Source organism: Acidocella sp. KAb 2-4 (genome assembly GCF_020567705.1).
Lineage (GTDB): Bacteria > Pseudomonadota > Alphaproteobacteria > Acetobacterales > Acetobacteraceae > Acidocella.
The window spans coordinates 1-1,225 of sequence record NZ_JAJDJU010000068.1; the positions used below are offsets into that span (position 1 = coordinate 1).

General features: G+C 58.0%; 1 protein-coding gene and 1 pseudogene. One reads left to right on the plus strand and one right to left on the minus strand.

Features of this window, described 5'->3' with window-relative positions; all coding sequences use genetic code 11:
- Positions 1-767: pseudogene (locus LI953_RS15345) on the minus strand (IS5 family transposase); the annotation flags it as partial.
- 103 nt (positions 768-870) lie between these two features.
- Between LI953_RS15345 and LI953_RS15350 the strand changes: the two are divergent.
- Entirely contained in the window at positions 871-1,188 is a 318-nt protein-coding gene (locus LI953_RS15350) for a DUF2251 domain-containing protein (RefSeq protein WP_227076961.1), read from the plus strand.
- Positions 1,189-1,225 lie beyond the last annotated feature (37 nt).

Here is a 1,225-nt window from a genome sequence, read left to right on the forward strand (position 1 = left end):
TAGGTCGTAGACTCATAAACGCGAAGCCAAAGGCGCATGGACGCCAGTTGGACCATGGCCAGGAAGTTCTCTGCCAGCTTGTCGTAGCGGGTGGCGACGCGGCGAAAGTGCTTTAGCTTGGAGAAGAAGCGCTCGATCAGGTTCCGCTCGCGATAGAGCCATGTGCTGAAGTACGGCTTTGACCGACGGTTGGACTTGGGTGGGATGTTGGCGAACGCACCCCTTTCGTGGATTGACGCGCGGATGCGATCGGCATCGTAAGCCTTGTCCGCCAGAACGGATTGTTCCGGCGCCAACATGGTCGAGCAGATCGTCAGCCGTTTGCCCGTCATGGCTTTGCCCAGCGGTTAAGCTTAGCCGGATCGGGAGGCCTTGCCCATCGACGACCGCGTGGATTTTGGTGGTGAGCCCGCCTCGGGAGCGACCGAGACAATGATCTCGATCCCCCTTTTTGCCGTCGCGGCCTGTTGATGGGCGCGAACGGAAGTACTGTCGATCATCTGGATGTCACCGTCATGCGCGGCTGTTATGGCGTCCATCATTCGGTCCCACACGCCCGCTTTTCGCCATCGCACGAAGCGGTTGTAGCACGTGGTGCGCGGCCCGTAGCGCTCGGGCAGGTCGCGCCATGGCGCGCCGGAGCGCAGCACCCAGAAGATACCGTTGAGTACGCGCCGGTCATCGACGCGCGGCACGCCGCGCGGCTTGTTGGGTAAAAGCGGTTCGATAACGCGCCACTCGAAATCAGTCAGATCATATCGGCTCATGCCAATGCTGAATCATAATCAGAAGCATTTTGAAAGTGGGCTGCCTGTGCTGCGCACTTGCGAACATTTGCCGTATTGGGCAGGTTCGCGAGATGGAGTGGTTATGATCGACGTCTACGAGAGCGCAATTGACGAAGTTGGGCGGTTCGGAGCTGCATTCGAAAGAGATGACGAAACAGCATACTTCTATCTGCTCGACATGAGAAAGCAGGATGGCATGCAGATCATCTCCACTTTCAACGCGAAAGCCGTGACCGAATTGCCTGCTGGCACGCCCGTTTCTGTCAGGTGGAGCTCATCTGCGGCTGCCGTTGGGCTGTTCGTTGGCGGAACGTTGTTAGCCATTTTTGATTTACGCACAGCCACGCCAATAGGCCGGTGGGCCGATCCTGCGGACAACCGCTTGTTCCCGGTGAACTGAACGCCGCTGCTTCTCATTTTATGAGTTTACGGCCTAG